The 24841-nt window shown below is 45.7% G+C and carries 20 protein-coding genes; 15 read left to right on the top strand and 5 right to left on the bottom strand.

Translation table 11 applies throughout. The features are described from left to right. The first annotated feature begins 14 nt into the window (after positions 1-14). From ahcY to thpR, 7 genes are all read left to right on the top strand, one after another. On the top strand, positions 15-1412 hold the full coding sequence (ahcY, locus tag ACK28X_RS10005) for an adenosylhomocysteinase (protein ID WP_412058814.1): 1398 nt from the start codon (positions 15-17) through the stop codon (positions 1410-1412). Positions 1413-1564: 152 nt separating this feature from the next. Further along, the gene (locus ACK28X_RS10000; protein ID WP_412058813.1) at positions 1565-3550 is read left to right on the top strand and encodes an ATP-binding protein; all 1986 of its coding nucleotides are present in this window, start codon (positions 1565-1567) and stop codon (positions 3548-3550) included. A gap of 12 nt (positions 3551-3562) precedes the next feature. Beyond that, positions 3563-4027, top strand: a complete 465-nt coding sequence (tsaE, locus tag ACK28X_RS09995; protein WP_412058812.1) for a tRNA (adenosine(37)-N6)-threonylcarbamoyltransferase complex ATPase subunit type 1 TsaE — start codon at positions 3563-3565, stop codon at positions 4025-4027. Further along, the gene (addB, locus tag ACK28X_RS09990) at positions 4024-7137 is read left to right on the top strand and encodes a double-strand break repair protein AddB (RefSeq protein ID WP_412058811.1); all 3114 of its coding nucleotides are present in this window, start codon (positions 4024-4026) and stop codon (positions 7135-7137) included. The genes tsaE and addB overlap by 4 nt, the downstream gene beginning before the upstream one ends. Positions 7138-7148: 11 nt before the next feature. Next, positions 7149-10610: a double-strand break repair helicase AddA gene (gene addA, locus ACK28X_RS09985; RefSeq protein WP_412058810.1), complete on the top strand. Its 3462-nt coding sequence runs from the start codon at positions 7149-7151 to the stop codon at positions 10608-10610. A gap of 73 nt (positions 10611-10683) precedes the next feature. Beyond that, a complete protein-coding gene (trxA, locus tag ACK28X_RS09980) occupies positions 10684-11019 on the top strand; it encodes a thioredoxin (RefSeq protein WP_412059120.1) in 336 nt (111 codons plus the stop codon). A gap of 19 nt (positions 11020-11038) precedes the next feature. Further along, the gene (gene thpR, locus ACK28X_RS09975; protein WP_412058809.1) at positions 11039-11578 is read left to right on the top strand and encodes an RNA 2',3'-cyclic phosphodiesterase; all 540 of its coding nucleotides are present in this window, start codon (positions 11039-11041) and stop codon (positions 11576-11578) included. Positions 11579-11633: 55 nt separating this feature from the next. Here the strand turns inward: thpR and ACK28X_RS09970 are convergent, their stop codons facing one another. Both ACK28X_RS09970 and ACK28X_RS09965 read right to left on the bottom strand, forming a co-directional pair. Further along, positions 11634-12878 (bottom strand): saccharopine dehydrogenase C-terminal domain-containing protein, encoded by a 1245-nt coding sequence (locus ACK28X_RS09970; protein ID WP_412058808.1) that lies wholly within the window; start codon positions 12876-12878, stop codon positions 11634-11636. A gap of 102 nt (positions 12879-12980) precedes the next feature. Next, on the bottom strand, positions 12981-14078 hold the full coding sequence (locus ACK28X_RS09965; RefSeq protein WP_412058807.1) for a carboxynorspermidine decarboxylase: 1098 nt from the start codon (positions 14076-14078) through the stop codon (positions 12981-12983). 203 nt (positions 14079-14281) lie between these two features. Here ACK28X_RS09965 and ACK28X_RS09960 point away from each other — a divergent pair, with 203 nt between their 5' ends. The 6 genes from ACK28X_RS09960 to mnhG are packed head-to-tail and all read left to right on the top strand — an operon-like array spanning position 14282 to position 20329. Continuing rightward, positions 14282-17227, top strand: a complete 2946-nt coding sequence (locus tag ACK28X_RS09960; RefSeq protein WP_412058806.1) for a monovalent cation/H+ antiporter subunit A — start codon at positions 14282-14284, stop codon at positions 17225-17227. A gap of 13 nt (positions 17228-17240) precedes the next feature. Then, positions 17241-17582 (top strand): Na+/H+ antiporter subunit C, encoded by a 342-nt coding sequence (locus ACK28X_RS09955; protein ID WP_412058805.1) that lies wholly within the window; start codon positions 17241-17243, stop codon positions 17580-17582. Further along, a complete protein-coding gene (locus ACK28X_RS09950; RefSeq protein ID WP_412058804.1) occupies positions 17582-19186 on the top strand; it encodes a monovalent cation/H+ antiporter subunit D in 1605 nt (534 codons plus the stop codon). Before ACK28X_RS09955 ends, ACK28X_RS09950 begins: the two co-directional genes overlap by 1 nt. After that, entirely contained in the window at positions 19183-19668 is a 486-nt protein-coding gene (locus tag ACK28X_RS09945; protein ID WP_412058803.1) for a Na+/H+ antiporter subunit E, read from the top strand. Before ACK28X_RS09950 ends, ACK28X_RS09945 begins: the two co-directional genes overlap by 4 nt. Continuing rightward, complete coding sequence (locus ACK28X_RS09940) at positions 19665-19946, top strand: K+/H+ antiporter subunit F (RefSeq protein WP_412058802.1); 282 nt, start codon at positions 19665-19667, stop codon at positions 19944-19946. Before ACK28X_RS09945 ends, ACK28X_RS09940 begins: the two co-directional genes overlap by 4 nt. Beyond that, positions 19943-20329, top strand: a complete 387-nt coding sequence (mnhG, locus tag ACK28X_RS09935) for a monovalent cation/H(+) antiporter subunit G (RefSeq protein ID WP_412058801.1) — start codon at positions 19943-19945, stop codon at positions 20327-20329. Before ACK28X_RS09940 ends, mnhG begins: the two co-directional genes overlap by 4 nt. On the opposite strand, the gene hemW is transcribed toward mnhG, so the two are convergent. The 3 genes from hemW to rph are packed head-to-tail and all read right to left on the bottom strand — an operon-like array spanning position 20330 to position 22884. Then, complete coding sequence (gene hemW / locus ACK28X_RS09930; RefSeq protein ID WP_412058800.1) at positions 20330-21502, bottom strand: radical SAM family heme chaperone HemW; 1173 nt, start codon at positions 21500-21502, stop codon at positions 20330-20332. It abuts the gene before it with no gap. Continuing rightward, a complete protein-coding gene (rdgB, locus tag ACK28X_RS09925; RefSeq protein ID WP_412058799.1) occupies positions 21503-22150 on the bottom strand; it encodes an RdgB/HAM1 family non-canonical purine NTP pyrophosphatase in 648 nt (215 codons plus the stop codon). It abuts the gene before it with no gap. A gap of 11 nt (positions 22151-22161) precedes the next feature. Further along, positions 22162-22884 (bottom strand): ribonuclease PH, encoded by a 723-nt coding sequence (gene rph, locus ACK28X_RS09920; RefSeq protein WP_412058798.1) that lies wholly within the window; start codon positions 22882-22884, stop codon positions 22162-22164. A gap of 120 nt (positions 22885-23004) precedes the next feature. On the opposite strand from rph, the gene hrcA reads away from it, so the two are divergent. Beyond that, entirely contained in the window at positions 23005-24066 is a 1062-nt protein-coding gene (gene hrcA / locus ACK28X_RS09915) for a heat-inducible transcriptional repressor HrcA (protein ID WP_412058797.1), read from the top strand. Positions 24067-24144: 78 nt separating this feature from the next. Further along, a complete protein-coding gene (gene grpE, locus ACK28X_RS09910; protein ID WP_412058796.1) occupies positions 24145-24801 on the top strand; it encodes a nucleotide exchange factor GrpE in 657 nt (218 codons plus the stop codon). Positions 24802-24841 lie beyond the last annotated feature (40 nt).

The raw sequence follows: 24841 nt of genomic DNA, 5'->3' as shown, positions 1-24841 counted from the left end.
TATAAGGAAATAGCATGATACATACAGATTACATGGTCAAAGATATTCAGCTCGCTGATTATGGCCGTAAAGAAATGGCTATTGCCGAAACAGAGATGCCAGGTTTAATGGCCTGCCGCGCTGAATTTGCCAAAAACCGCCCTTTGAAAGGAGCACGTATTTCTGGCTCTTTGCATATGACCATTCAAACAGCCCTCCTTATTGAAACTTTGCAAGCTTTAGGCGCCCAAGTGCGCTGGGCCTCTTGCAATATATTCTCCACCCAAGACCATGCTGCTGCTGCTATTGCTGCCGCTGGTACACCAGTTTTTGCCGTAAAGGGCGAAACCTTAGCTGAATATTGGGCCTATATTGATGCTATTTTCCAATGGCCCAACCACGAATTCTCAAATATGATCTTAGATGATGGCGGCGATGCCACCTCTTATATCCTACTAGGCGCACGGGCTGAAGCGGGCGAAAATGTTTTATCTGACCCGCAATCAGAAGAAGAAACTTATCTTTTTGCCCAAATTCAAAAGCGCCTTGCTACCTCTCCTAACTTTTTTACGCGCCAACGCGCAGCAATAAAAGGTGTAAGTGAAGAAACCACCACCGGCGTAAACCGGCTTTATCAACTACAAAAAAAAGGCCTTTTGCCTTTTCCTGCTATGAATGTTAATGATAGTGTCACCAAATCAAAATTTGATAATAAATATGGTTGTAAAGAATCGCTAGTCGATGGCATACGCCGCGGCACCGATATAATGCTCGCTGGCAAGACGGCGATTGTTTGTGGCTATGGAGACGTAGGCAAGGGTTCAGCCGCTTCTCTTTCAGGCGCTGGCGCCCGCGTTAAAATCACAGAGATTGACCCAATTTGCGCCCTACAAGCAGCCATGGATGGCTATGAAGTTGTCACCCTAGAAGAAGCTGCCCCCAACGCAGACCTCATCATAACTGCCACCGGCAATAAAGATATCATTCGGCTTGAACATATGCGCCTAGTCAAAGACATGTGCATTATCGGTAATATCGGTCATTTTGACAATGAAATTGATGTCCAGTCGCTGAAGAACTTCACATGGACTAATATCAAACCACAAGTTGATATGATCACATTCCCTGATGGCAAGCGCCTTTTGCTTTTATCAGAAGGGCGCCTCCTAAATCTTGGTAACGCTACCGGCCACCCTTCTTTTGTAATGTCAGCTTCCTTTACCAATCAAGTGCTCGCGCAAATAGAGCTTTTCACCCGCAGCGAACAATATGATAACCAAGTCTATGTCTTACCAAAAACATTAGATGAAAAGGTAGCAAGGCTACATCTTGATCGACTCTCTATCAAACTCACCACCCTGACCAGCGCCCAAGCTGAATATATCGGTGTACCCCCAGAAGGCCCCTATAAGCCTGATCATTACCGCTATTAATCGCACCGGTCGCTTCGCCCCAAAAGCAGAGCGAGGAGCAAGCAGTATCAAAAGATAACAGGTCAAAAGAAATTGTATATAATGGATAAGCAGACATGATATACGGGGCCAATTTTGCCCTATTTATTGCTTTAGCCTTAACGCTTTGCCTGATGCTGCTCGCATCCTTGTGGTGGGTGGAGCGCTTGCGTCGAGACCTTAATGCTAAGGCTCTTGATGTTAAAGCTCTTGAAGAGAAGCTACTAGCTCTTAGCCTTGAACGCCAGCTCCTTACCAGCCTCCTTGATCAGATTAACCAACCTCTTTGGCTTGAGGATGAAAACAATAATTTACGTTTTGCCAACAAAGCTTTTTATCGACTAAGCGCAACACAGCCGCAAGCGGCTCATAGCAATGATCTCCTTGATGCTGGTACACGACAGGCACTCAAACAAGAAGGCCGTCCTTTTAAGGATATGATACGTGCACAAATAAAGCGACATTTGATCTTGCGTGGAGAAAGGCGACTTGTCAACATCAGCCATATCTATACTACAAATGGTACCGCGGGATTTTTACACGACGAAAGTGAAAAGGAAGTCCTTGAACAAAATATACAACAACTCGCCCAAAGCCACGCTGAAATCCTCGACTTGCTCCCTACAGCAATCGCCATTTTTGATTGCGCTCAAAAACTAAAGTTTAGCAATCAAGCCTTTTCAGTTTTATGGGGACTGGAAAGCCCTTTTCTGGATAGCTCTCCCAGCCACCCCTACCTCTTAGACCATTTACGTAGCACAGGCAAAATCAGCGCCCAACCCGACTGGCGAAGCTGGAAAGAAGATCTTTTACGACCCCTTCCTAAAGGTGAACATCGCGATGCAATGTGGACCTTGCCTGATGGACAGATTTTACGGGTCGTTGCCTCCCCTCATCCACAAGGTGGTATGACATGGCTTTATGAAAACCTCACAGAACAAATCAACCTTGAGCGCCGTTATAACATCCTCATCAAAATCCAAGGGGAAAGCATCGACCACCTCTCCGAAGGGGTCGCTGTCTTTGGCGCCGATGGCTTGTTACGCCTCTCAAACCCCGCCCTTGGCCGCCTATGGCAGCTGCCTCCCGAACTCCTCATTAAGGAAACCCATATAAGCCGCTTAGAAGCGCATTGTGCTCCCTTAAGCCATGGGCAAGAATGGACAATATTTAGCGCTTTTGTTACTGGTTTTCGCGATCAACGCGATGGAAAAACGGGGCGAATAGATTTGAAAAATGGTACGATTTTAGATTACACATTGGTTCCTCTGCCCCATGGCCAAACAATGATCACCTTCGTTAATGTCAGCGATACGGTTCATATGGCACGTATCCTCCAAGAAAAAAATGAAGCACTAGAAAGCGCCGACCGTCTGCGCAATGATTTCGTCCAACACATATCCTACCAATTGCGAACACCCCTTACTAATATCATCGGCTTTACCGACTTCCTACAAGATGGCTATGTTGGCTCTTTGCACCCAAAGCAAACCGATTATTTACGCCTCATTGGCTCCCAATCCTATGCGCTCTTAGATATAGTCAATGATATTCTTGACCTCGCTACCGTAGACGCTGGTATTATGGAACTAGATAATCAGCCTGTCTCCATTAAAGATATGATGAATCATACAAGTCAACGCTTTGCTAATCAATTAAAAGAACGAAACATCACCATTGTACAAACAAAAGAAACAGAGTTAGAAACCATGCAAGGCGACCCTGCAAGGCTACGGCAAATCTTTACAAATATTTTAAATAACGCCATTGCCTTCGCCCCTACTGATAGCGTAATTCACTTTACAGCAAAACACCAAAACGAGTATCTAATCTTTAGCATTCATGATTGCGGCTGCGGTATCCCACAAGAGCTATTAGATCGTGTGTTCAAACGTTTCACCTCCTGCACCCACCACGGTGTAAGGGCTGGTACAGGGCTTGGACTATCGATCGTAAAAAGTTTTGTTGAGCTCCACGGCGGTACGGTTACCATTAATACAAGCCCTCGGATCGGAACAGAAGTGATCTGCATATTCCCTCTTTCGACAAGGAATGACTCGCCCGTAACTAGTATACAAAGTGCTCGCCAAGAAACGTTACGCCTTGAACAAAGGCCTTAAAGGAGCTCAGCCATGGATATTTTCTTGAAGGATGAGCCCGTCTTAATAAAATTTGCTCATGAATTTGCCAACTACATTAAGCGGGGGGATCTCATCACTTTAGCAGGCGAAGTCGGAACGGGAAAATCTACCTTCGCCCGTGCTCTTATTCGCTATCTCGCTCAGGATAAACAACTTGAAGTTCCAAGCCCCACCTTTACCCTCGTCCACTATTATGATTTACCTCCCTTCCCCCTTGCTCACGCTGATCTTTACCGCCTCTTAGATCCTTACGAAATTGATGAACTTGGGTTTGATGCCCTACGAGCGGAAGGCGTATTGTTAGTAGAATGGCCCCAAAAGGCCGAAGGTGTTCTAGATGAGGCCACCTTTTCTTTGTGGTTTGAAGAAGAAGACGAAGGACGCCGCCTAAAAATAGACGCCTCATCAAAAGCCAAAAGCCGGCTGATAAAACTCGTACAAAGGTTAGCGGAATGACAAAAAAAATCCCGCGCCTTTTCTCTATCCCACATGGAGAGGATTTTTTATCCCATTTTGTTAAGTGCCTTAAAGCGGGTGACCTCCTTCCTGAAGCCGCGGCCTTACCCCTCTCTGATTATTTGATTTATGTGCCAACCCGCCGTGCCGCGCGCGCTCTTCGTAGCGCCTTTATCGACATAAGTCCGAACAAGACGAGTCTGCTACCCACCATTCGCCCCCTAGGCGAGAGCGAAGATGAAACCATGCTATTTTTTGAAGGCATGGAGCCGCCGCCTCTATACCCCGCTCCCATCGGCACCATAGAGCGCCTCATCCTTTTAGCTACTTTCATCCAACCTTGGCGGAAAAACCTGCATCTGCCACCTTCTAACTATGCAACGCCAACCCCCCGACCATTCGATACAGCCGATGCCCTATGGCTTGCTCAAGATCTCGCTACCTTGCTAGATATGGTTGAAAACGAAGCAGCGGACTGGGATAACCTCCAAGCCATTATTCCCGAACAATTGGCGGATTGGTGGCAAATCACCCTAAGCTTTCTGACTATTATCCGCCAAGCTTACCCAAAGGTTTTAGAAGAGAAACAAAAATCTAGCAAGGCGGCTCTTAGAAATCAGCTTTTGCGCGCACACGCCCAGCATCTTAATCAAACATCCACCGCCCGCCCTATTCTCGCGATAGGCACTGTTGCCTCGCTTCCCGCTGTGATTGAACTTTTATCCGCAATTGCGCGCCTACCTAACGGGGCTATAGTTTTACCTGGGCTTGATTTCAATATGGATGAAGAAAGCTGGCTTCATTTAGATAAAGAGGCCGAAGATGCTTCAGTTTTTGGCCACCCACAATATCATCTCAAAAAATTCCTCAATAAGATTGGTAGCCCGCGCGAACACGTCATTAATCTCGATTCGCTCTGCACGCGCAAAAAACAACGCGCTGCGCTAATATCTGAAACCTTCCGCCCAGCCCAAACCAGTGAAAAATGGGCACACCGTAACAAAGATCACGATGCAGCGATCATTGAAGATCTCGCGATTATTGAAGCAGCCAATGAACGCGAGGAAGCCTTAGCAATTGCCTGTGCTCTACGCCAAGCCATCCTCCCACCTGATAAAACCGCCGCGCTTATAACGGCCGATCGCCAGCTTGTACGGCGAGTAATCAGCGAATTAGAGCGCTTTGGCATTCATGCTGACGATTCGAGCGGCCAACCCCTTGCACACACACCACCCGCTACTCTAGCGCGCCTTATCTTACAGGTCTTTTTTAATCCCAGCGATAGTGTAGCCTTTTTATCCCTTCTCAAGCATCCGCTCACCGCCTTAGGGCATGAGCGTGCTAAAATTCGCCACTTAGCCGAAAATTTTGAACTTTTTGCTTTACGCGGTGGTACAGGGCGGGTTGAAATCAATCAATGTGATGAATTCATCAAAGCACGACTCATCGCTATGAGTCGCGCCCAATATCCAGAAGACGCTTGGCAGCTTAAGCACATTCAAGAAGCCGAATTTTTGGCCAAATACCTAGCGCAAGCAGTTGCCCCCCTTCAATCTTTGCGCCATCAAGGAGGTGCCTTTACCATCGCACAAGTAGCAAAAGCTACCGTGGAAACCCTAGAAACATTCGCCCGTCTCCCCGATGGGTCGCTTGATAAGCTTTATGAAAAAGAAGCTGGCGTAGCTATAGCCACATTCCTGCGTGATCTCGTTGAGGCCCCAGGCGGGCTTGATCCAAATACCGCTAAATTCACTTTTCCGCTTGATGATTGGCCACGCATGTTTGACGCCTTGCTAAGCACCGTCTTTATCACCCCCAAAGCAGGGGGGCACCCACGGCTCTTTATTTGGGCGCCCTTAGACTCTCGCTTGCAAACCGTTGATACTGCCGTCTTAGCAGGCCTTAACGAGGGTGGTTGGCCGACCAAGGGACAAAGCGATCCCTTTTTGTCAAGGCCAATGAAAACAGTCTTAAATTTACCACCGCCCGAACAAACAATAGGCCGCAGCGCCCACGATTTTCAGGCTCTCATGGGTATGGACAAGGTTATTCTCAGCCGTTCTCTACGGGCCGAACAAGCGCCTACTGTTGCCTCGCGCTGGTTGCAGCGCTTAGAAACCGTTCTAGGCGTCGAACAAAGCGCCAGAATCCGCGCCCGTGGACAACAATATCTCCATTGGGCCCGCGCTTTAGATCAAGCCCCCGATAAAGACAAAAATCTTGCTCTTACCATACGCCCTAATCCCATGCCACCGCTTGCGGTACGCCCTAAACATTTCTCTGTTACAGAAATTGATACTCTACGCCGTGACCCTTACGCCATCTATGCCAAACATATTTTAAAACTAAAACCGCTTAAACCCTTGATCCACGATGCTTCCTTTGCCGAACGGGGCACACTCTATCATGCAATCATTGCAGGCTTTAGCCAATCTAATACCGACGCCTACGCCGCGGATGCTTTACAAACCTTCCTCTCAATCGCCCGCGCTGAATTTGATATGCTCGCCCTACCAGCTGAGATTGAGGCGCTTTGGTGGCCGCGCCTTACCCTTTTAGCTCCACGCTTTCTTGAATGGGAAAAAAGCTTAGGGTCCCGTAAAAGGTGGCCAGAAATTAAAAGCCGCGCTTTCCCTATCGGTGATACTGGCGTCACCCTTTCCGCCCGCGCTGATAGGATCGATATCCTACCCAATAATTATGCCGATATCATTGATTTCAAAACTGGTACCAGTCCTACAGCTCAGCAAGCGTCTTCCCTTCAAGCGCCGCAGTTAGCATTAGAAGCAGCGCTTTTTATGAGAGGAGCCTTTAATGAATGCCCCAATGCTAAACTTGAGCAATTGCTTTATATCCGCTTGAATAATAGAGGGGAAGTCAAACCAGAACCCATAATAGACAAAGAGAAGCAAAATGTAAAAAATCTTGCTGATAAAGCGTGGCAGCAGCTGGAAAACCTTATCCGTGCCTACCAAAAACCACAGCAAGGCTATCTATCGCGGGCATTACCTTCCCTCTACAGTTATGAAAGCGATTATGATCATTTAGCCCGCCTATTAGAGTGGTCTATTGGCTTTGAAGCCAATGAAACCGCGGCAAATGATGCGTAAAGGAGCCTTATATGACCATTCCTGCCCAAGCCCTTGACGCCCAAGCCGAAGCTGCACACCCCGAAAAAACAGTTTGGGTTTCTGCCAATGCCGGCTCCGGAAAAACACACGTTTTGAGTGAGCGGGTAATCCGACTTCTACTTCATGGTTGCCCACCAGCGCGCATTCTCTGCCTGACTTACACCAAAGCTGCTGCGGCAGTTATGCAAAAACGCATTTTTTCCACCCTCGCTCAATGGACAAGCTGGGATGATAAAAAATTACAAAATGAGCTCGTCCGCTTACAAGGAAAAATCACTAAACCCCAAACTTTAACGCACGCGCGTCAGCTTTTTGCGAAAGCCTTAGAAACCCCTGGGGGTTTAAAAATCCAAACCATCCACGCTTTCTGCGAGTCCCTCCTCCATAAATTTTCGCTAGAAGCGCAAGTTCCCAGCCATTTTAAGCTTATGGATGAGTTAGCAAGAGTTGATATTTTAAAAAAAGCTAAAGCTCTACTTTTGCAAAAAACCTACTCCCAAAACATACCTCACCTTTACGAAGCCTTCATGCTGATTTTAGAAAAGATTGGTGAGACAGGGTTAGAGCGCTTATTAAATGAGGCCATCAGTGTGCGGCAAAGCCTTCGTCCCTATCTTGACCAGATTTTTGGATGCGCGCTACAAACATCAAGAGCCCAAGCCGCACATAGTTTGCGCAAAAAATTTTTACTTCCCCCAAAAGTACAAGTTGAAGAGATCGTCGATCATATTAAAATCTTAGGCCACCTGCCCCCGAACTTAGCCGCCCTAACAGAGCAGTATAAACATCAAAACTTTCACAACTTTGTTGCACGGTTGCGTAAACTCACTCAACTAACCCAAACAGATGCTATCCTTGATTGTATACGCGAGGCCTATTTCACTGGCCCGCGCGGCGAAATTCGCCCACGCTCTCTTGACTATTTACTTCCTAAAGCTCTTTGCCACGCACATCCAGAATTGGTCACTCAACTCAGCCACAAACAAGACGAACTATACAAAGCCTTTGACCTTTTTAACCAGTTTGAACTCTACGCCCTCAATCTTGCGGGCTTTCAGCTTTGTCACCAATTCTTGCGCGCGTATGAAAACCTTAAGACCGCATCAAGTCTTCTTGATTTTGATGACCTCATCACCCATGTCCTGTCCCTCCTAGAGCAAAAAGAAGCCAATTTTTGGGTTCATTATAAATTAGATCAAGGCATTGACCATATTTTGCTCGACGAAGCGCAAGATACCAGCCCCGCCCAATGGAAAATTATCATGCGCTTGGCGGAAGAGTTCTTTAACGGTATGGGTGCACGTGAAATTAAGCGTACACTTTTCGCAGTGGGGGATGAAAAGCAATCAATCTATTCCTTCCAAGGAGCTGTTCCTGAAGATTTCGCACGCTATGGCAAAGATGTGCAAACAAGAGCCCATAATGCTCGGTTGGATTTCAAAAAAGTTCAGCTTAATTATTCCTTCCGCTCTGCCCAAGACGTGTTAAAAAGTGTAGACACCATATTTAAAAATCCTAAAAACTACCAAGGATTAGCAGCCGATCCAGAGCCTACCGTTCATCAAGCTGTACGCACGAACATTCGCGGAGAGGTAATCTTATGGGAAAGTTTGGCTACTACGCCCCCACCCATACCTGAAAATTGGCATACTCCCCACGATAATAGTCAAGCCCCCTCCCTGCTTTTGGCACAAACCATCGCCCAAACCATTGATAATTGGCTCATGAAGGGAGAGATTTTGCATAGCAAAGGCAGACCAATAGAGCCCAGCGATATTATGATCCTGGTACGCAAACGTGATGCCTTTATACCAGCCTTAATCCGCGCTCTCAAAGCCCGCGGCCTGCCCGTAGCGGGAGCAGATCGTTTGCGTCTTACCGATCATATCGCCGTACGCGATCTCATGGCGCTAGGACGCTTTGTCTTACAACCCCAAGACGATCTTTCGCTTGCTTCCCTTCTCAAAAGCCCGCTTTTTAACTATGATGAAGCAGGGCTTTACCGCTTAGCCTATGGGCGCAAAGGTAGCCTATGGGAAAGCCTAAACCAAGACCCACGGGATAAAGATGCGTGCAATCTCTTACAAAAATACCGCGCTATTGTCGATCAAATCCCAGTATTTGAATTCTACAGCCATCTTTTAAGCGCCGATGGTGGACGCCGAAAATTCCTAGAGCGCTTAGGAGCACAAGCTGGTGATATCCTTGACGCTTTTTTAGATTATACGCTAAGCATACAACAAAACGGCATCTTAGGTTTACAAGCCTTCCTTGAAATTTTGGTTCAGGATAACCCCGAAATCAAACGTGAATTCGATCATAATCGCCAAGACATCCGTATTATGACGGTGCACGCAGCCAAAGGGCTTGAATCTGGGGTGGTATTTTTGGTTGATCCTGGTAGCTCCATTTGGAACGCTCAGCACCAGCCAAAATTATTACGTGGCAAAGATGGAAACTTTTTATGGGTACCCAACAAAGCCTGGACTACCGATCAAACAGCGATCCTAATTGAAGGCTTAAAAAAACAAGCCGATGACGAATATCGACGCCTTCTTTATGTGGCGATGACCCGCGCGGAAGAGCGTCTTATACTATGCGGCTATCGCGGTAAAAACGAAGAAAAACGCAGCTGGATTAACCTTGCTTTAGAAGCTTTAGCTCCCCATTGTGAAAACATCACCCCCCCCGCACCGATCACAAAAGCTTGGCGCTATTCTAGCCAAAGCGCGGACTTTGACATAAGCCCCAAAACTACAAATTCAAGCCTACCGCCCCCCGTAACAATCCCCTCCTTTTTATTAGAAAAAGCCGACCCTGAAGTACTCCTCCCGCGCCCTCTAACCCCGACAAGGGCGGGGCTTGAAATTGATGAGACACTTACTATCCCCAGCATTGGATCCCAATCCCCCGTTCTAACAAAAACCCATGAAATACGGAGCTTTTATACCGAACGTGGCGTTCTCATCCATCAATTATTACATTATTTACCTAATCATGCAGAACAAAAACGCGATGCTATAGCACGCACCTATATAGAACATGCAGCACCTCATTGGGAATCGACTCAAAAAAAAGAAGTTTTACGCACCACGTTTCGCCTACTCAATGACCCGCGCCTTCACCATCTCTTTAGCCAAAAAGCCCAAGCTGAAGTCTCTCTCATGGGAATTATCAACTTCCAAAATAAACCACGCACCGTCTCTGGGCAAATTGACCGTTTATTCATTGGCAAAACGCATGTTATCATTGCCGACTTCAAGACTGGCCGCCCGCCTGAAAATGTTGGGGCTATCCCCCGCCCTTATTGGTTGCAAATGGCTCTTTATTACGCTCTTCTCCATAACCTGCACCCCGATAAAACTATTGAAGTCTGGCTTATTTATAGTGCAGGACCGCAAGTTTTTTGCTTAAATCAGGAAGAAATGCTAAAGCTTCTCACCTGTGATTAAGGAAAATAAGAAATATTTATAGAGATATTCACCACCTGCATGCTATATTAACATAAATATGATTAATATAACAATGGAGCGTCCTATGACGACGGTAAAAATCAACGAAAGCAATTTTGAACAAACTGTTTTGCAAGCCGACATCCCCGTTGTCGTCGATTTCTGGGCCGATTGGTGTGGACCCTGTAAAATAATTGCACCACTTTTGGATGAAATTGCTAATGAACTACACGGAAAAGTCAAAATTGCTAAAGTCAATATTGACGAAAACCCCGAACTCGCTACCCAATTTGGCGTTCGTTCCATTCCTACGCTTACTTTATTCAAACAAGGGGTTGTTGTCGATACAATGATAGGCGCTGCCCCCAAAAGCCGACTCGCAGAATGGATTAAAGGCGGCCTCAACTAACGTCAACCCATGCGTTCTCATGCCTCGCTTATTCAGTGCACTAGAAGTCCCTCCAATTATAGCCAAACAACTTGCTTCTCTAAGGGGGGGCTTACCAGGCGCACGCTTTATTGATGTAGAAAATTACCACATCACATTGCGTTTTTATGGGGATGTAGAAAACCTTCTTGCCGATTCTATCGTCCAAGGGCTTGATCAAATCAAATACCCACGCTTAAATCTAGAGATCGCAGGTATTGATGTTTTTGGAGCGCGCAAGCCCCACAGTCTCGTTGCAAAAATCAAACCCCACCCAAACTTGATAAGTTTACAGGCAGCAATAGACTACCAAGCACTCAAACGAGGCATAGCGCGCGACCACAAAAAATTCGCCCCGCACATTACCATTGCGCGGTTCAATAATGTCAAAAAAGCCGATCTTTTGTCCTATCTCACCCAGCATAGCTACTTTTCCTGCTCAGCTTTTCAAGTCTCACGTTTTATTTTAATGTCTTCGCGCGCTTCCTTAGGGGGCGGTCCTTACATCATAGAAGACCACTGGCCCCTTTTTCCCTATTAGAAATACACACAAAACGCTTTACCAAACCAATTGCTACATAGCCGTCCCCGACCGCCTAAAATGTAAATTGCAACTTTTTATCAATACCATTTTCGCGTAACGCAGTGGAAAGTCCCATCCCATCCAAAAGCTGCAAAAACGGTTTTGGCGGCAATTCTTCTACATTGACCATAGTTTTTGTATCCCACACCCCGCGAGCTACCAATACAGCAGCAGCAGCGGCAGGCACACCAGCCGTATAAGAAATCCCCTGTGCCCCCGTTTCGGCATAAGCATCTTCGTGATCGGCCACGTTATAAAGAAAAATCTCACGAGATTTACCATCTTTTTCACCCTTAACCAAGTCTCCAATACAGGTCTTACCCTTATAATCAGGAGCAAGAGAAGATGGATCAGGCAATACCGCCTTTACCACTTTAAGCGGAACAACCTCGAGGCCTTCAGCGGTTTTAATTGGCTGTTCTGACAAGAGACCCAAATTCTTCAACACAGTAAAGACAGTAATATAGCGCTCCCCAAAGCCCATCCAAAAGCGAATATTATCCACATCTAAATTCTTAGATAAAGAATGGATCTCATCATGCCCAGTCATATAAGCTTGCCGCTGTCCTACCACCGGCAGGTCCCATTTACGGCCAATTTCAAACATCTGATTTGCCGTCCATTGGCGGTTTTGCCATGACCACACCTGCCCCGTAAATTCACGGAAATTGATTTCTGGATCAAAGTTAGTAGCAAACCAACGTCCATGCTCACCAGCGTTGATGTCTATAATATCAATATCAGAAATTTTATCAAAATACTCATCGCGCGCTAAAGCCGCATAAGCATTAACAACCCCTGGATCAAACCCGGCGCCCAAAATAGCAGTCACACCCGCTTGGGCGCATTCCTCACGACGAGGCCATTCATAATTACCATACCAAGGCGGCGTTTCACAAATTTTCAGCGGATCTTCATGGATAGCGGTGTCAATATAAGCCGCACCGGTTTTGACACAGGCCGATAAAATCGCCATATTCAAAAAAGCAGACCCTACATTGATTACAATAGTGCTCTTAGTTTTTTCAATCAAAGCAACGGTAGCCTGGACATCCAGCGCGTTAAGTTGGTGGGCTAAAAATAGCCCCGCCCTACGCATAGAGTTTTTTTCTTGCACCGATTGGATAATCGCCTCGCATTTATGAACACTACGCGAAGCAATATGCAGCGCTCCTAATTCGTGGTTATATTGGGCACATTTATGAGCCACTACTTGGGCAACCCCCCCCGCACCAATGATTAAAACATTTTTTTTCATGCCCTTATACTCCTACGCTTTGTACCATCAGTCATCTAAAGACCGGAAATCTATATCTAACGCATTTACAAGCGCAGATCGGCTGAGCAAAACAGACTTTTCCTATGAAAGGCTTGCTTTAAAGTCTTTATAGCTAAAAATACGTTGCACCTGTATACTGCCATCTAGTTCTTTAATAACAATGGATGGCATATTTACACCATTGAACCAGTTCTTTTTCACCATCGTATAACCGCCCGCATCTTCAATCGATAAACGGTCGCCAATTTGTGGCTTGGTCTTCAAATGATAAGTACCAAAAACATCCCCAGCTAAACATGATTTCCCGCAAATCATCACTTCATGTGAACCGCTTTCAGCATTTAATTTAGCTGATTGTCGGTAAATCAAAAGATCCAACATATGAGCCTCAATTGAGCTGTCAACAATTGCCAAATCCTTACCATTGTAAAGCGTATCCAAGACCGTCACTTCAAGACTTGTACTTTGGGTAATTGCGGCCTCCCCAGGTTCAAGAAATACCTCCACTTCATATGTGTTAGCAAAACGTTTTAAACGCTCAGCTAAAGCTTTACGCGGATAATCTTGCCCCGTAAAGTGAATGCCGCCGCCCAAGCTAACCCATTGTACCTTATAAAAAAAATCAGCAAATTCTTCTTCCACCGCACTTAACAAGCGATCGAAGCTCTCAAAATCAGCGTTTTCACAATTATTATGTATCATAAAACCAGTGATCAACGGCAAAATTGCTTCGATTTTTTTTCGATTCCCCTCACCCAAACGACTAAAAGGGCGGGCAGGGTCCGCAAGATCAAATCCGGAAACACTTACGCCTGGGTTCAAACGAAGACCACAAGGCAACCCGCCCAATTGCGGAGCAAAACGTGTCAACTGATTGATTGAATTGAAAATAACCTTATTAGCATTGCGGCGCACTCCTTCCATTTCATTTTCCGCCCAAGCTACGCTATAAGCATGAGTTTCACCACCAAAGGTTTCACGGCCCAATTGCAATTCATATAGGGAAGAAGATGTCGTCCCATCCATATAAGGTGCCATAAAGTCAAACACACACCATGTCGCAAAACACTTCAACGCTAACAAAGCCTTAGCACCTGAATCAGACCGCAATTGAGCGATCATCTCCATATTTTGGATTAGCTTAGCTTTATCAAGCAAATAATAAGGGGTTTGTAACATGCATTCTCTCTCGTAGATAAATCTTGCAATCCTAAGTAGCCTGATGGGAGCAATATTTATGCGCCTATGCCTAAAATAAAGCTTTCTTTTTATATAGCATTCTATAAATTATCGCAATCTTTTTACAAAACGAGTATTGTTAAAGGTTTGCAAAGACTTATCTTCTATGATGGCAATCTAAACATCAATCGAAACGAGGCAATATGAACGCATGGGGAACAATGTTGGTTTTTCTCATCCTGTCCCCCTTTTTTGGTAGCGCTCTAATAGGTTTTTTTCGCCCCACCGCGCAAAATAAAGAAGCATGGTTTGCAGGGGCTATCGCGTTGTTTGGCTTTCTACTAACTCTCCTACTTTACCCAGCCATTAATAAAGGCCAAGTCGTGCGCTTTAGCATTGAATGGTTGCCGCAATGGGGGCTTACCTTTAGCTTTAGAATGGACGGGCTGAGTTGGCTCTTTGCCCTTCTCATTACTGGTATTGGTCTTTTAGTAGTCATCTATGCCCGCTATTATATGGATCCATCAGACCCAGTGCCACGCTTTTTCTCATTTTTTTTAGCGTTTATGGGAGCGATGCTAGGCATAGTGCTAGCAGGGAATCTTGTCCTTATTGTGGTATTTTGGGAATTGACCAGCATATTTTCCTTTTTGCTCATAGGTTATTGGTATCACAATAGCGGAGCGCGTGAAGGCGCACGTATGGCTCTTATTATTACAGGGCTTGGTGGTTTTTCTTTATTGCTTGGAGTTATACTTTTGGGTCATATAGTGGGTAGCTATGATATTGACCGCCTTTTGCAAGCAGGCTCCCTTATCCGTGCACATCCACTTTATAATGTGTCTCTCATCTGCCTACTAGTGGCTGCTTTCACCAAAAGCGCGCAATTTCCATTCCACTTCTGGCTCCCAAATGCTATGACTGCGCCCACGCCAGCTTCGGCCTATCTCCACTCAGCCACCATGGTCAAAGCGGGCATCTTCCTTATGTTACGCCTATGGCCGGTTATGGGCGGAACCGAAACTTGGTTTTGGACCATAGGGCTCGCTGGCCTCAGCACCCTTTTGCTAGGCGCTTATTTTGCAATGTATCAGCAAGATCTCAAAGGTCTACTCGCTTATTCCACTATCAGCCATTTAGGACTTATCACCACTCTAATCAGCCTAGGAAACCCTTTAGCTTTTGTTGCGGCGGTGTTTCACCTTGCTAATCATGCTACTTTTAAAGCATCCTTATTTATGGCAGCGGGGATCATTGATCACGAAACAGGCACACGTGATATGCGTAAATTACGGGGCTTGTTTCATGTTATGCCCATCACAGCCACCCTCGCTTTAGTAGCCAGTGGTGCTATGGCGGGAGTACCACTACTCAATGGTTTTATCTCTAAAGAAATGTTTTTTGCTCAAGCGGTCGAAACCCATGTCCCCTCTTGGCTTGATACAATTTCTCCTTATATCGCTACCCTTGCAGGCCTCTTTAGTGTTACCTATTCAGTACGCTTCATCCATCAAGTCTTTTTTGGCTCGCTCGCATCTGAGCTCCCAAAAACACCGCACGAGCCACCGCGTTTTATGCGCTTACCCATTGAGCTTTTGGTCTTCATCTGTCTTATGGTAGGTATATTTCCCAATCTTACTATTGGTCCCATCTTAAAAAATGCTGTGCTTTCCGTCTTAGGTTCTGCAACACCAGCTTATGATTTAGCCATATGGCACGGTTTCGATTGGCCCGTTGTCATGAGCCTAATTGCGCTTTTTGGTGGCCTTTTATTTTACATCCTACGCCACCGCGCTTTTGAAAAAAACAATGGAAATCCAGCCTTTTTGAACGCTTTTAAAGGGAAACGAATTTTCGATCGCCTTTTAATCACACTTTCTTGGCGGCTTGCACGTCTAGGTGAACGAACTTTGTCAAGCCGTTCCTTACAAACCCAATTGCGTTGGCTGTTAACTCTCTCTCTTTTAATAATAGGATGGCTTTTGTGGAAACGCGGTGGATTAAACACCGGTTCTCAGCCCGCCTCATCCATAGATCTACCGTTTTTGATCATCTGGATCATCGGTGGGGCTTGTGCTATCTTAACAGCAGTTAAGGCCAAATTTCATCGTCTTGCCTCACTTATTTTACTCAGCGTAACGGGGCTTATGACTTGCGCAACCTATATTTGGTTATCAGCGCCGGATCTAGCACTTACACAGTTATTAGTAGAAATCGTCACAACAATTCTACTACTTTTAGGTTTACGCTGGTTGCCCAAACGATGGTTAATGGATGAACCTCAGCGCCGGCCTTGGTCTACATATAGCCGCCGCTTTTATGATTTTATCTTAGCGCTTGCTATAGGCGGTAGCCTTGCCTTCCTTTCTTATGCGGCCATGACACGCCCACCAAAAGCAACAATTAGTAATTATTTCCTCAGCCACGCTTACGAAAAAGGCGGTGGAAGCAATGTAGTCAATGTGCTTCTTGTAGACTTCCGTGGTTTTGATACTTTAGGCGAAGGGGTAGTCCTTATTCTTGTTGCTTTGAGCGTTTTTGCCCTGTTACGGCGGTTTCGCCCTGCTATTGAAACCATGGGAGCACCCAATCAACAAAAATTACAAACCGCCTTTGATAAAGCACAGCCAGAGCGAGAGGCCGGCGATACACTAATCAATTACCTTTGGATACCCGCAACAATCTTCCATTGGTTTTTCCCGCTTATCACTGCCTTTGCCTTTTACCTTTTCTTACGCGGCCATGACTCACCAGGTGGGGGCTTTGCCGCAGGTGTCAGCTTAACAATTGGCTTTATTCTTCAATACTTGGTCTCAAGTATTAAATGGACAGAGGGACGTTTACGAGTCTTGCCCCTACGCTGGATTGGCTTTGGGCTTTTATTCTCGCTTCTTACCGGCGCGCTCGCATGGCCTTTCGGTTTTCCATTCCTCACCTCTTATTCCCGCTATTTATCATTTGCACCACTTGAGAAGATAGGATTTGAGAAAATACCGCTAGCTTCGGCCTTAGCCTTTGACCTTGGCATCTTTGCCTTAGTGCTTGGTGCTTTGGTACTCATTTTAATCGCTCTCGCCCATCAATCTATCCGCCATTACCGCTTATATAAACAACAAGACGCTACAGCTTTAGAGAAAAAAGAAAATTAAAAGAAAGAATCGCATGGAGATCATCCTATCCTTAGCTATTGGCGTTCTATCAGCTTCTGGTATTTGGCTTATCTTGCGCCCGCGTACATTTCAAGTGATCTTGGGGCTATCACTTCTCTCTTATGCTAGTAATTTATTTATCTTTACAATGAGTCAGTCAACCAGCAACACACCTCCCATTATCACTCCCCATACTATAACAAATCTCTCCAATTACGCCGATCCGCTTCCACAAGCCCTCATCCTCACCGCGATAGTGATCGGTTTTGCTACCACAGCTCTGTTTTTAGTAATATTGCTGGTCTCTCGTGGCTTAACTGGATCTGATCACGTCGACGGAAGGGAGCCGCGTTAATGCCCATATCCGCTCATTTGATTATCCTCCCCATCCTCTTGCCTATGGCGGCAGGGGCAGTTTTGTTACTGCTTGACGAAAAACGTTATCAATTCAAAGCACTTATTAGTCTTGTCAGCGTTCTCCTCACCTTGATCATATCATTATTTTTATGCCGCGAAGCCGCTCTTTTAAGCCCAAAAGCCTATGCTTATCAGCTAGGAAACTGGCCCGCACCCTTTGGGATCAACCTATTATTAGATCGCCTAAGCGCCTTGATGCTTAGCTTAGTAAGCGTGCTCGCTCTAGCAAGCCTCCTCTTTGCCCGCGCTTATTGGCAAAAAGCGGGCCCGCGCTTCCATGTGTTTATCCAATTTTTCATCAGCGGCCTCAATGGTGTCTTCTTAACGGGAGATCTTTTTAATCTTTTTGTATTTTTTGAAATTATGCTCACCGCCTCTTATGCCCTTGCCCTACATGGAGCTGGGATAGCCCGCACAAAAGCAGGGCTCCATTACGTGGTGGTAAACCTAGTTGCTTCTGTATTTTTTCTTTTAGGTACAGCCTTGGTTTACGGTAGCCTTGGGACGCTAAATTTTGCTGATATCGCCCAAAAAATCCCTACACTTCAGGGCACTAATCAAAGTATTTTTACCATAGGAGCAACCCTTTTAGGCATAGCTTTTCTGACCAAAGCCGCCATGTGGCCGCTTAATTTTTGGCTCGTCCCAACCTATAGCGCGGCAAGCGCACCAGCAGCCTGTTTTTTTGCCATCCTAAGCAAAGTAGGTATTTATACCATCCTACGCCTAACCCTCCTATGCTTTAGAAGCCAAAACAGCACCCTAGCGCACTTTGGGCAAAGCTTTCTCTATTGGGGGGGCCTTGCTACTCTAATCTTTGGGTTTATTGGCGTTTTAGCTAGCCAAAACCTTGGGCGCCTTGCATCCTATCATGTTCTTGTCTCCTCAGGGACGCTCCTTATGGCCATAGGACTTAATCATAACGCACTTTTAACGGGCATTTTATTTTATCTCATCTCATCCACCCTAGCTTTAGCCGCGTTTTTTTTACTAGTTGAACTCATTGAGCGTGGCCAAGACACCGCAGCTAACGTTTTAGCTATCACCCAAGACGTTTATGGTGAAGATGAAGAAGAACCAGAAATAGAAATAGGTACTTATATCCCAGGAACCATTGCCCTCTTGGGGGCAAGCTTCGGCATTGTAGCCATCTTACTGATAGGCATGCCACCTTTATCAGGTTTTCTCGGCAAATTTATGCTTTTTAACCAAGCCCTGACGCCTCAAGGCCTCATAGATGCCCCAGGGACCCCCCGTTTTCAAGATTGGCTCTTTGTCATTCTTATTTTGCTATCAGGATTCTTAAGCCTTATTGCCTTAAGCCGTGCTGGAATACGCATCTTTTGGGCAGCAAAAGAAGGCATCGTTCCGCGCGTGCAAGTGATAGAATTTGCACCCATTGTTGGCTTAATATTCTTATGTGCGCTTTTAAGTATAGCAGCAGGGTCAGTAGTAAACTATCTTGATGCGTTAAGCCACGATGTACAACAACCACAAAATTATATCCATAGCGTTCTAAGCCTAGAGGAAACAGACCCATGAAACGCTTTTGGCCTCACCCTTATTTTAGCTTGTTAATTATCGCCTTTTGGCTACTACTACAGAAAATTACCCTAAATCAGGTGCTATTATCCTTAAGTGTTGGGTGGTTTTGTGGACTTTTGATGGCAAGGCTTGAACCAAGTATAGTAGCGCGCCCACGCTTCAAACCAACTCTAAAATTGGCAAGTCATTTTGGTAAAGCATTGATCGTTGATAACGCCCGCTTTGCATATCAATTTTTAAAAGCAGCTGGGCGCCTAAAAAATTCAGGTTTTATAATAGTAAAATTACGTCTCAACAATCGCCACGGGGTGGCTTGGCTGGCAGTTTTGGTAGCGTCTACCCCTGGTACCCTATGGGTAGGATATAATCCAAAAACTCATGAATTATTATTACATCTTGCCGATAAAAGCGATGAAACTATGATTACAAAACAAATAACTGAGCATTACGAGAGCCCCTTATTGGAGATTTTTCCATGAGCATAGCTATCCTTTATTGGAGCATCATCACTACCCAAATCCTTTTATCTATCGCATTACTGCCTATCTTCTGGCGACTCATAGCAGGGCCACGCGCTCAAGATCGCATCATTGCCCTTGATGCGCTCTCTGCCATCATCATGCTATTGTTTTTAACTTTCAACTTACAGCATGAAAATAATTTTTATTTTGAATCCGCCTTTATCATCAGCTTTTTAAGTGGTGTTTCCACTTTGGCCTTAGGCAAATTTTTAATGCGTGGCGAGGTGATTGAATGAACACAATACTCAATACGCCGGAAAGCGGCAGTGCCATCGTCCTGGCTTTATTGATCAGCGCTTTCCTTTTGCTAGGAGCAGTTTTTACTGTCTTAGCAGCTTTAGGTCTCGTAAGAGTACAAAGTTTTTATGCGCGCGCCCATATGACATCCTTTATCACTAGCGGCGGCGTGATCTCCATCATCATAGCCTCTTTGCTTTACCGTCTTTTATGGCAAAGACACTTTGGCGTATATGAACTTTTGATCCCCCCTTTTCTCATCATCACAAGTTGTGTCACCACTATGATGCTCACAAGAGCAGCTATCCACCGCGACCAAAGCCAAACTTGGCAAAAGACGTTAGGAAATCATCCCGATGAAAATACAGCCCACAAACAATAGTCAAGTAGCAAGTTCTCGAATAATATAATCAAGCAAAGGACGCCCTTTGATACTTGCCCGCAGGTGGTGATTACCTACCATTTCAACAAGCCCATCCTTTTGCAAAGCAGTCAAAGGCTCAGAGGGTAAATCGCGCTGTGCTACAGCGCGGTAGCGGTTAAGATCAAGCCCTTCATAAAGCCGTAAGCCCATTAATAAGCATTCATCTCCCTGTTGAGTTGCATCTAATGCCTCCTCTTCCACAATCCCGTGACCGTTCATTTCTACTCGTTTAAGCCAATTTTCAGGATGCTTTTCAGTTATGAAAACCTGCTTTATTAATCCTTCCAAAAAGCGGCCATGAGCACCAGGCCCCACCCCTACATAGTCTTGATAGCGCCAATAAAGCAAATTATGCCGCGCTTCTGCGCCCTTTACCGCATGATTAGAAATTTCATAAGCTGGTAATCCTCGCACTTCAGTAACCTCTTGCGTAAGATTATAAAGATCTGCTGCCTTTTCCGCAGGTAAAGGCACAAGTCTGCCAGCTTGGTAAAGCTTATAAAAATGTGTGTTTGGCTCAAGGGTCAATTGATAAAGAGAAAGATGATCGGCGGCAAGATCTATGGCCTTGTGCAATTCTGCTTCCCAAGCTTTTATACTTTGATTTGGACGGGCATAGATTAAATCAAAGGAGAGGCGCGGGAAAATTTTCCGCGCTAAGTCCATAGCAAAAAGCGCTTGCTCTGTATTATGCATTCGACCAAGCGCTTGTAAATCATCGTCATGCAATGCCTGTACCCCAAGCGACAAACGATTCACCCCCGCGCTATAATAAGCATGAAAGCGTTCTGCTTCAACGCTTGATGGATTGGCTTCAAGGGTGATTTCAATCCCCTCTTCGAAAGACCAAAGTCCCGCCGCTGCGTCTAGCAAGGTCGCTACGCTTTGTGGCTGCATGAGTGATGGCGTACCACCACCGAAAAACACGCTACTCAAACGCCGCGAACCTGTACGACTGTGCATAAAACGCATCTCTTCTACAAAAGCACGTATGAAACGTGCTTCATCCACAGGACGTGCTCGGACATGAGAATTAAAATCACAATAAGGACATTTTCGCGCACAAAAAGGCCAATGTAAATAGAGCCCGAAAGGCGCAGAAAAAGCACTAGGCGTGCGAAGATCGGTCATTTAAGACACGCTTAATATACTTTGGACGAAAAGCGCGAAAGCCCGTGATCGATGCGAAAGGGCATCCGCCTTCCCATCTTTCCAACCGTGCTTTTCCTCGGCCGTCATCTCACCAAAACTACACGTAAACCCCCGCGGCTGGAAAATAGGATCATAACCAAAACCCTGATCCCCACGCGGCGGCCAAATAATATGCCCCTCTACCACTCCACGAAAACTACACGCCGTACCATCGGGCCAACAAAGACAAAGCACACACACAAAGCGCGCGATTCTATCTCTTTCTGCTTCCGCACCCTTGACGCGCAAAGCCTGTTCTACTTTCTCCATAGCCATAAGAAAGTCCCGTTTTCCCCTAGCATCTATGGCCCAATCAGCACTATAAACACCTGGGGCGCCATCCAAAGCATCAACCATCAAACCCGAATCATCTGACAAGGCTGCAAATCCTGTGGATTTAGCCGCCGCGTAAGCTTTAATATAAGCATTTTCTTCAAAGCTTGTGCCTGTTTCAAGGGGTTCTGGTAAACCCCATTCAGCAACCGAGCGGGTCTTGATTTCAAAAGGGCTCACGAGCGTCTCAATCTCTTTTAATTTGCCTGCATTATGGCTAGCAATGACAAGGGTTTCACCAATTTTCTGACGCATGCTTTTCACATTTAATCCGTAGTAAGCGATTGTTTTTGTAAAGAAATCAATTCAGCGATCGCATTTTTTGCCAAAGCAAATAAAGATAAAAACTGATCTTCTTCAAAGGGACTATCTTCGGCGGTACCCTGAATCTCAATAATTTTTCCTGTTTCAGTCATAACAAAATTAGCATCTGCTTGGGCTTGCGAATCTTCAGCATAATCAAGATCCACCACTGGCGTATTTTGGTATAGCCCACAAGAAATTGCTGCCACATGGTGCTTAAGCACTTGGTCACGCACTACAATTTGACGACGTTCCAACCATGTCAGACAATCATAAAGGGCAAGCCACGCCCCAGTAATTGCTGCAGTACGGGTACCTCCATCTGCTTGGATTACATCACAATCAAGCGAGATCTGTACTTCACCCAGCGCCCTTAAATCAACAGCAGCCCGCAAAGCGCGGCCAATGAGACGCTGAATTTCCATAGTGCGGCCGCCTTGCTTACCGCTAGCCGCTTCGCGGCGCATCCGCTCTCCGGTAGAGCGCGGCAACATGCCATATTCGGCGCTAATCCAGCCACGACCGCCGCCGCGCAGCCAAGAAGGTACCCGCGATTCAAAAGTGGCAGTGCACAAAACGTGAGTATCACCAAATTTCACAAGACACGAGCCTTCGGCGTGCTTGTTTACGTTTCGAGTAAAACTTATTGGGCGCAACTGCCCAGAAGCGCGGTTTGAAGGACGCATGTTTTTCCTTTTCAATATTGCAAGGGCGCGCTAATAATAATGCACCAAAATTTAAGATCATTTGACCAAAGGCATAATAAGCCTATATAATAAGCGTAATTTTGGTCGTGATCCATAGGCATGAAACATACAAACATTTCTGACGATTTAAAAGATCTTGACGCACGTTCTCGTGATATTTTTCGGCATATCGTTGAAGCCTATCTCAACGAGGGTGAACCTGTGGGCTCTCGCAACCTTTCAAAACTCTTACCTACTGCCCTCTCACCGGCCACAATTCGCAATGTAATGAGCGACCTTGAGCACTTAGGCCTCATCTACGCCCCTCACATTTCGGCTGGCCGTCTGCCAACACAATCAGGTCTTCGCTTCTTTGTCGATGCTTTTATGGAAATCGGTACACTTTCCGTAGAAGAGCGCAAAAAAATAAACAGCCGCGTAGGAGAAGCCGAAAATCATGAAACAGTAGAACAATTCCTTAACCACGCTGGACAAATCTTATCAGGCTTATCGCGTGGCGCCGGTCTTGTCCTCACCAATAAAAGTGAAGATCGACTCAAACATATTGAATTTGTCCCACTTGATAAGGAGCAAGCTCTAGCGGTTCTAGTCACCCAAAAAGGCGATGTAGAAAACCGGATTATCCAACTACCGGCGGGGGTGACCCATGCCCAATTAAACGAAGCTACTAATTTTTTAAACGCTCACATTCAAGGCCGAACCTTGCACGAAGCCAAACAAGAAATTAAACGCTTAAAAAAAGAAACGCAAGCGGCGCTTGACCAGTTATCCCAAGAATTAGTAAATACTGGGCTCGCCATATGGGGCGGTGGGCAAAAAACCCAATTAATTGTACGCGGGCGCGCTAATTTATTAGAAGATATAAAGGCTCAAGAAGATCTCGCTCGTCTTAAGCACCTCTTTGATGATTTAGAAACGCGGGAAAGCATGATGCAATTGTTAGAGTTAGCAGAAGAAGGTTCTGGGGTGCGAATCTTTATTGGCTCTGAAAATAAATTATTTTCACTCTCTGGTTCTTCGCTGGTTCTTGCTCCTTATAGGGATAAAGAAGAACGCGTCATTGGTGCGCTTGGTATTATTGGCCCTACCCGACTCAATTACGCCCGAATTGTTCCTCTTGTGGATTATACAGCTCAATTAGTGGCTCGATTTTTAAGTTAACAAAGAATATAAAAATAGCGCTTGATTTTTGGTGCTAAAATTTCGATATCCAAAGAAATCTTTAGGGAATGGAATCCAATGTCTGAAAAAAATACACCCGCAGAAACAGAATCCTTTAACAACCACACAATCACCAATCCAGCTGACCGTGAGGCGCTGAAAAAAGCTGCTGATGATTATTTAAAAAAACAAAAGCCCTCTGCCAATCCAGAAAGTGAAATGGAGATAAACGAAGATCAGGTAAACCCCGCAGCCGCTTTAGCTGAAGAGAACGCCGCTCTCAAAGATCAACTTTTGCGTCTAGCCGCTGATATGGAAAATTTACGGCGCTGTACAACCCGCGATGTCACCAACGCCCGCACCTATGCCATAAGCAATTTCGCCCGTGATATGCTTTCAGTCGCAGACGATCTTGAGCGTGCATTGGCTGCAATTCCAGACGGGGCGCGTGAAAACGAAGCTGGGCTGAAAGCACTAGCCGAAGGAGTCGAAATGACCAGCCGTACTCTTTTAGCCACATTAGAACGCTACGGAGTCAAAAAAATCACTCCCGATGGTCAAAAATTCGATCCTAATTTCCATCAAGCTATGTTTGAAGTTGAAGACCCTAATCTGCCAAACAATAGCGTATGCCAAGTGGTGCAGGCTGGTTATATCATCAATGAAAGGGTATTGCGTCCTGCTTTAGTCGGGGTAGTAAAAAGCAATACAAAAGAAGGCGATAGCAAAGCATAACCATAAGCCTAAAGCCTACTGTACCTCGCCTCCTTAGAGG

The organism is Bartonella sp. DGB2, assembly GCF_046843095.1.
Lineage (GTDB): Bacteria > Pseudomonadota > Alphaproteobacteria > Rhizobiales > Rhizobiaceae > Bartonella.
This window is presented reverse-complemented; position numbering and strand designations above follow the sequence as displayed.

Bases quoted from the DNA above. Each gene is read 5' to 3' on its own strand.
- trxA (WP_412059120.1), top strand. From the start codon at position 10,684: ATGGAGCGTCCTATGACGACGGTAAAAATCAACGAAAGCAATTTTGAA.
- rph (WP_412058798.1), bottom strand. From the start codon at position 22,884: ATGCGTCCTTCAAACCGCGCTTCTGGGCAGTTGCGCCCAATAAGTTTT.
- thpR (WP_412058809.1), top strand. From the start codon at position 11,039: ATGCCTCGCTTATTCAGTGCACTAGAAGTCCCTCCAATTATAGCCAAA.
- ACK28X_RS09955 (WP_412058805.1), top strand. From the start codon at position 17,241: ATGGAGATCATCCTATCCTTAGCTATTGGCGTTCTATCAGCTTCTGGT.
- rdgB (WP_412058799.1), bottom strand. From the start codon at position 22,150: ATGCGTCAGAAAATTGGTGAAACCCTTGTCATTGCTAGCCATAATGCA.
- ACK28X_RS09960 (WP_412058806.1), top strand. From the start codon at position 14,282: ATGAACGCATGGGGAACAATGTTGGTTTTTCTCATCCTGTCCCCCTTT.
- grpE (WP_412058796.1), top strand. From the start codon at position 24,145: ATGTCTGAAAAAAATACACCCGCAGAAACAGAATCCTTTAACAACCAC.
- ACK28X_RS09945 (WP_412058803.1), top strand. From the start codon at position 19,183: ATGAAACGCTTTTGGCCTCACCCTTATTTTAGCTTGTTAATTATCGCC.
- hrcA (WP_412058797.1), top strand. From the start codon at position 23,005: ATGAAACATACAAACATTTCTGACGATTTAAAAGATCTTGACGCACGT.
- ahcY (WP_412058814.1), top strand. From the start codon at position 15: ATGATACATACAGATTACATGGTCAAAGATATTCAGCTCGCTGATTAT.
- tsaE (WP_412058812.1), top strand. From the start codon at position 3,563: ATGGATATTTTCTTGAAGGATGAGCCCGTCTTAATAAAATTTGCTCAT.
- addB (WP_412058811.1), top strand. From the start codon at position 4,024: ATGACAAAAAAAATCCCGCGCCTTTTCTCTATCCCACATGGAGAGGAT.
- ACK28X_RS09965 (WP_412058807.1), bottom strand. From the start codon at position 14,078: ATGTTACAAACCCCTTATTATTTGCTTGATAAAGCTAAGCTAATCCAA.
- ACK28X_RS09940 (WP_412058802.1), top strand. From the start codon at position 19,665: ATGAGCATAGCTATCCTTTATTGGAGCATCATCACTACCCAAATCCTT.
- hemW (WP_412058800.1), bottom strand. From the start codon at position 21,502: ATGACCGATCTTCGCACGCCTAGTGCTTTTTCTGCGCCTTTCGGGCTC.
- ACK28X_RS09950 (WP_412058804.1), top strand. From the start codon at position 17,582: ATGCCCATATCCGCTCATTTGATTATCCTCCCCATCCTCTTGCCTATG.
- ACK28X_RS09970 (WP_412058808.1), bottom strand. From the start codon at position 12,878: ATGAAAAAAAATGTTTTAATCATTGGTGCGGGGGGGGTTGCCCAAGTA.
- mnhG (WP_412058801.1), top strand. From the start codon at position 19,943: ATGAACACAATACTCAATACGCCGGAAAGCGGCAGTGCCATCGTCCTG.
- ACK28X_RS10000 (WP_412058813.1), top strand. From the start codon at position 1,565: ATGCTGCTCGCATCCTTGTGGTGGGTGGAGCGCTTGCGTCGAGACCTT.
- addA (WP_412058810.1), top strand. From the start codon at position 7,149: ATGACCATTCCTGCCCAAGCCCTTGACGCCCAAGCCGAAGCTGCACAC.